Raw genomic sequence first — 6312 nt, forward strand, 5'->3', positions numbered from 1 at the left:
TATTAAATATTATTTTCTTTAATTTATCTAAATATTGCTCAAAACTTCCGTTCATTTTATGAACAAATTAATATTATCATTGTTCATTGTTCAAAGCAATATGTTCATAAATATATTTTTTTGTGTAAATATTAAATCTTATTAGTTAAAGGTAAGGGGTTGATGCTATGGTTAAAAACCATAGACTTTAAGATTTTAAAATCTCCCAATTTCTTGCACACAAAAAAGAGTAAAGTTACTAATAGCTTTACTCTTTTATACATTATGTCATTTAAATTGTTTTGTATTTAATATTCCTTTTAAAACATAAAATATATTTAATTAAATAATTATTAAAATAATTATATTATGTCAAATTTAAATTACACTCTTAAAGATCCGTCTTCATTTAAATAATATAAATTTCCACTTTCATCTTTTATAAGCCCATTTTCCATAATACCACTTGAATTTAAGTAATACCATTTGTCACTATCTAAAATCCATCCATTTTTCATAACTCCATCTTTCCCTAAGTAATACCAATGTCCATTATGAAGTAACCAATAAGTTTTTTTATCTCTTGTAGATGGATCTATAAAATACCACTCACCTAAACTTTTAACCCATCCTACTTCATCATTGTCATTATAATTTTTATTATAATCTATATATAATTTACAAATTTCTTTTTTATTTGTCTTATCTTTTATAATCACTTTAGTTAAGCCAATTTGAAGATTATCTATAAGTATAACCATATTTTTTCTATCTAAAACACAATTTGCAAATTTCTCATTTTTATTTGGATTTAATACATCTATTTCAATATTATCTATATTAAGTTCATTTAGAAATTCATAATTAATTACAGCTCTTTCAACATTATTATATATACTTGTCTTGTACACATTTTCCCCTTCAGATACCTTTATAAGTTTTTCACAACTTAATAAATTTAAATTATCTGTTGAGTCACTTGATTCTATTGTTGTTGCATATACTTTTGAATCTGTATTAAAAATTACAATATTTAAACAAAGTGTAGTCATAAGTGCTAATAAGCTTCTTTTTATAATTCTCCTAACCATATAAGAATCCCCCCTCTTTTTTAACTTTTAAATTACTATATATTCCTTTATTTACTTATTAATAACTTATGTAACATTGCTTTCTAATAGAACTAAAAAAGCGTGAAATTTTAAAAATAAAATTTCACGCTTTTAGCTTTTCTATAATCAATTACTCCGTCCACTTTGCTGATGTATATATCAACACGATATTAAAACATACCTATTTTAAATACTCTTAATTCATTATCTTTTAAATTTTCTAAGTAAAGTATTTGTAAGTTGTAAAAATACTTCGTCTTTAGTTGTAAATAAAATTCCCACATATACTATTCCGCATGCTAACACTGACAATGCTGAAATTAAAAATACGCTATTTATAAAATGCTTAATTAAAAATATTAGTGGAATAAATAGTAATGAATAATAAAAGTACTTAACATTTTCAAATGCGAATAAATTTATATCTATTTTAATAACTTTTCTTACAAATCTATATTCAAGTACTATAACAATTAAATTTGCAATAAGAGTTGTTATAATTGCATTTGTAGGTGTAAAATTACCTGTTATAGCTAAACCTATATTTAATATAACATTTAAAACTCCACCAATTAATACTAATTTAACATCATCTTTTTCTCTTCCATTAAGGTATATCATTTGATTAGATATTATTCCTTCAACCCCAATAGTTAACATGTAAATTGAAAATATAAACATTACAGGTGCTGCTGCTATAAATTTAGGTCCTGCATACATAAGTATTATCTCTTTTGAAAGACATATCATGCCAATAGATGCTGGGAATAAAAACATAAAATATATCTTTATAATTCTTTTTAAAAGAGACATGTACTCTTCCTTGGAATCATTACCTAAATAATTTGAAAGTCTAGGCATAGTTACTTGAATAATAGTAAGCATTAATGTATTGATTATTGTCATTATCTTTTGGGCTAAACTATAATATCCAACATCCCTAGTTCCTGCACCTACTGCTCCACTACCCATCATTAATTTATCTAATTGAGTATATAAAATATTTACATTAGATAAGATAACAACAAAAAACATTGGCTTAATATGTCTTCTAAAATGTAAATTTTTAAAATTAAATTTCACTCTTTTCTTTATGTATACAAAACTTAATATATTGTTTAAGAAATTAAAACCTATAACTAAGTATAAATATAATTCAAAATCATTAATATTTCTTATACAAAAAATAACTAGTAAAGAATATATTATTCTAACAATCATAGTCTTTATAGCTATGAAATCATAATTCTCTAATGCTTCATTAATCCATTCAACATAAAAAAGATTAAAAACAAGATTAAAACCTAAAATCATACAAGTATAAAAATCAGGTCTACCTCTTCCTACTGTATATATAAAAATCATATATACTGAAGAAACTAATATATTGGTAAATAGAGTAAATAAAAATAAACTCGTAAATGTTTGTTGAAGCTTTTCTTCATCATCCCTAACTTTACTTATTTCTCTCAGTCCATATTGAGAAATTCCAAAACAAGCAAATATTAAAAACCATCCTGTTAGTGATTCTGCATATGAAATATATCCATATAAATCTTCACCTAAAGTTCTTGTTATTACAGGACCAACTAATATTGGTAATACAATATTAAATAAATTTAATGATCCTTTAAACAATGCATTTTTCGATATTGATTTTGACATCTATGTAGTCCTCCTATAATCGCTAAATGGATTATTTTACTTCTACTATATTTTACACTAACTAAAGAAGTTGTCAATTAAGTCTATTTTATACTAAGTTTATTTTTTAAGTACTCTAAATCTTCAAGTGAATCTATCTCAAAAATATCATTACATCCTATTTTGTTAACATAAATATCTAAAATATTAAGATTTTCTACAACTATATCATCCCAATATAAATCTTTAAATTCTTCTTGTTCTACCTTTTGAGCGATTTTTTCTGCTATAATTTTTCCATCTTTTTCACTCCAATAAGATGCTCCTGACATTATATAGTCCGGTTCATTTCCATCTTTACCTATATCAACTCTATATAATTTATCACTTTCATCATACTTTAGTATCCATTCACCCACAATATTTTCCTTATAAGCAGAATAATACTCTGAATGCTCTGGTTTAGCTTTAGGTAAAAAGTTTTTATTAATGTAATTATCCGCATCAATAACAAAAGCATCATGAAGATATTCTCTTGCTAAATACATTGTATAAATATTATTATAAACATCATATTTATCATTAATTATCTTAATTAAGTTATATTTCTTAACTAAATTATCAAACTTTTCATGTAAATATCCAGTTAAAACTACAATCTCATCTATTCCTATCTCTTTTAAATTTATTATTTGTCTTTCAAGTAACGAAATTCCATTAACCTCCACTAAAGACTTTGGTATTGTATTTGTAAGCGGTCTAAGTCTAGTTCCCATCCCAGCTGCTACTAATATTGCTCTCATATGTTTTTCTCTCCTTAAATCAAATTACTCCATCCAGCTTTGTTTATACATATTTTAACACTTTGTTTTTATGAATGTTAATATTTTAGTATAAGGGCGCAGTGGCGTTGGAATTTTATTTTTAGAATTCTTAAATCAAATTCCTCTGTCCACGAGCTTTATACTAAAATATTACTATACATTTAAACATGGTTATTAAAATTAATTGTGTTTCTACTTTGTATATATGTTGATATATGTAATAAACAAAATGGCATTGTAATTTGACTTTGAGAATACTTAATCAGTATTGTCACATTTATTGCTTGTCAAAAATTATATTTGGAGCAAGCTGAAATGGGACTCTACTCATTTTAGTATTCCTTAAGTCAAATTACTCCGTCCAGCTTTGTTTATACATATTTTAACGCTTTGTTTTTATGAATGTTAATATTTTAGTATAATGGCGCAGTGGCGTTGGAATTTTATTTTTAGAATTCTTAATGAATATTTGTCAAATTAATTGCTTGTCACAATGTTTCATTGGGAACATGCATTAATTGGACTAATATTTATTTTTAGAATTCTTAAATCAAATTCCTCTGTCCACGAGCTTTATACTAAAACATTAACATATTTTTAAAACAGAGCTACATTCCTAAAATTCAGCTTCTAATTTATTTAAATTTTCTTTTACTCTATTATATCTATCCATTCCATAGGTACCAAAATCATCGCCTTCATTTTCTTTAATTAATGTCCATACAGCCCATAATAAATCTTGGCTTATTTGATGAATTAATAATCTTTTTCTTGAATTTTCATCTGCCTCACCATTAAAATAAAGTCTAAACATTAATTCTATATCATCTTCTGAAAAACTATTTTCTAAAGAAAGAGCTGCTAAGTCCCACATGTCATCATTTATACCGCTATATTCCCAATCTATTAAGTAAATTCTACCTTCCGTATCCTTTACTAGATTTTCTGATACTAAATCATTATGAGATGGAACAAATACTCTATCTAACTCTTTTAAAATCTGTTCTAATTTCATAAATCTTTCTCTTACTTCATCATAATCATCAAAGAATTCTCCCTGGGAATTTTTTAAAACATCTTCGTATTTTTCAAGTTCTCTAAATACATTAAACTCATTTTTCATTGGGAACTCATTATCCTCATGTAAATTTCTTAATATTCTAGTAACTTGTTTTAGATTCTCTTCCTTTTTAACACTTCTTGGAGTTAAAGTTTCTGCATTTTCTATAAAAGTAGATATTTTTATTCCAGTTTCAACATTAAAATATGGAGTTTCAACATTATATCCTCTCTCAGAAGCAATTGAAGAATTAAACATTTCATTCTTTCTACTTATCATACTTTCAGTTCCAATACCAGCAACTCTTAATATATATCTTTTTCCTTTAACGCAAATTCTGTAATTTTTATTAGTCATTCCTCCAGCAGATACAACTTCACTTATATCATCTTCAGATACTTTCATAGCTTCTCTAACTATGGTCTTTACAGTGTTAATTTCATAATTAAGTTCACGCCTTCTTATAGTTGGATAAAGATGATTCAAAATATTTTCATATTCTTTTTTAGTGTCAGCATCTCCCCAAGCAAGATCATCTATTTTAACAAAACCAATATTATAATCTCTAGCAACATCTAATAACACATATTCATAATTTAAATATGGATTTATATTATCTTTAAATTCTTCAAGCATCATTTGATATAATTTATGAGACACCTTAGTTATGCCTATCATTTCACCATCTATTCTATTAAATTGATGTATGTCTTTAGACATTTTAAATAGATGATTATCTCTTATTTCAACAAAGGCCTCATCCCCTGATCCACTTTCATTAGTAAGAAGAATACAATCTCTGCTTTTACTTTCTACAAGCTCTTTAATTGCTCTTTTTTCAAAAATTAAATCATTTTCTATTAATAAGAAATCCTCTTTAACATACTCTCTAGCCAAAGATAATGAATACATAGTTCCTGTCCATTTATATTTATCGCTCTTAACTAAAGTTATATTTTTATTTGATTTAAAATACTCATCATAATAATTACTTTCATAACCTGTTATTATAGTAATTTTATTAATTCCATTTTCTTTAAGTATGTTTAAAGTTCTATCTATTAACTTAAAATCTTGAATTTCAAGCATTCCAACAGGTTTTCCAAAGTCCTTTGCTCTTCCAGCAGCAAGAATTACAGCTTCTTTGACAGGTTTATTATCTTCTTCATGGATCTTCAACCTAGTATTTTTAGCTGAAGCAAGCTTTTCTTCTAATATTTTCATTCCCTTTTCAGTTACTCTATATAAAATTCCCCTATTATTTATAATTCTCTCTATAGTTCCATCAAGAGTAAATTCCTTTAAAATTGAATTTACTTTTCCTAATGAAATATTTGTTCTCTTTGATAGCTCTCTTTGATTAATATTAAAATTATTGTTTAATATTTTTAATATTTCCAATCTATCTTCTAACATCTAATCTCTCCCCCTTTGATTTACACTCTGCAAATTTAAACTATTTATATGTGTCTAAATTATATTATCCAAAATTCTTGTTCATAATATGAACTATAATAAATTATATTATACTTTATTAAAAATGTAAATATATTCAACAAAATTTGTTATTAAATAATTTAATCCTACTATACTTCATAGAATTTCCAAAAAATAAGCTATATGTTAAGTTAAATTGCAACTTAACATATAGCTTTAAAATATTATATTAATTTTTATTGGCTCTGTTTTAAAT

General features: G+C 24.9%; 4 protein-coding genes. All 4 read right to left on the reverse strand.

The features are described from left to right. Window positions 1–362: 362 nt before the first annotated feature. The 4 genes from NG904_RS13750 to NG904_RS13765 all read right to left on the reverse strand — a co-directional run bounded on the left by NG904_RS13750 (window position 363) and on the right by NG904_RS13765 (window position 6035). Window positions 363–1070 carry a hypothetical protein gene (locus tag NG904_RS13750; protein ID WP_252232095.1) on the reverse strand — a complete coding sequence of 236 codons (708 nt, stop codon included), beginning with the start codon at window positions 1068–1070 and terminating at the stop codon, window positions 363–365. A 225-nt stretch (window positions 1071–1295) separates the two neighbouring features. Beyond that, window positions 1296–2756 (reverse strand): flippase, encoded by a 1461-nt coding sequence (locus tag NG904_RS13755; RefSeq protein WP_252232097.1) that lies wholly within the window; start codon window positions 2754–2756, stop codon window positions 1296–1298. Between the two features lie 83 nt (window positions 2757–2839). After that, window positions 2840–3538 carry a sugar phosphate nucleotidyltransferase gene (locus tag NG904_RS13760; protein ID WP_252232099.1) on the reverse strand — a complete coding sequence of 233 codons (699 nt, stop codon included), beginning with the start codon at window positions 3536–3538 and terminating at the stop codon, window positions 2840–2842. 637 nt (window positions 3539–4175) lie between these two features. Next, a complete protein-coding gene (locus NG904_RS13765; protein WP_252232101.1) occupies window positions 4176–6035 on the reverse strand; it encodes an NTP transferase domain-containing protein in 1860 nt (619 codons plus the stop codon). Between the last annotated feature and the right edge of the window lie 277 nt (window positions 6036–6312).

Source organism: Clostridium sp. ZBS15, assembly GCF_023845705.1.
In the GTDB taxonomy this organism is placed as follows: domain Bacteria; phylum Bacillota; class Clostridia; order Clostridiales; family Clostridiaceae; genus Clostridium; species Clostridium aquiflavi.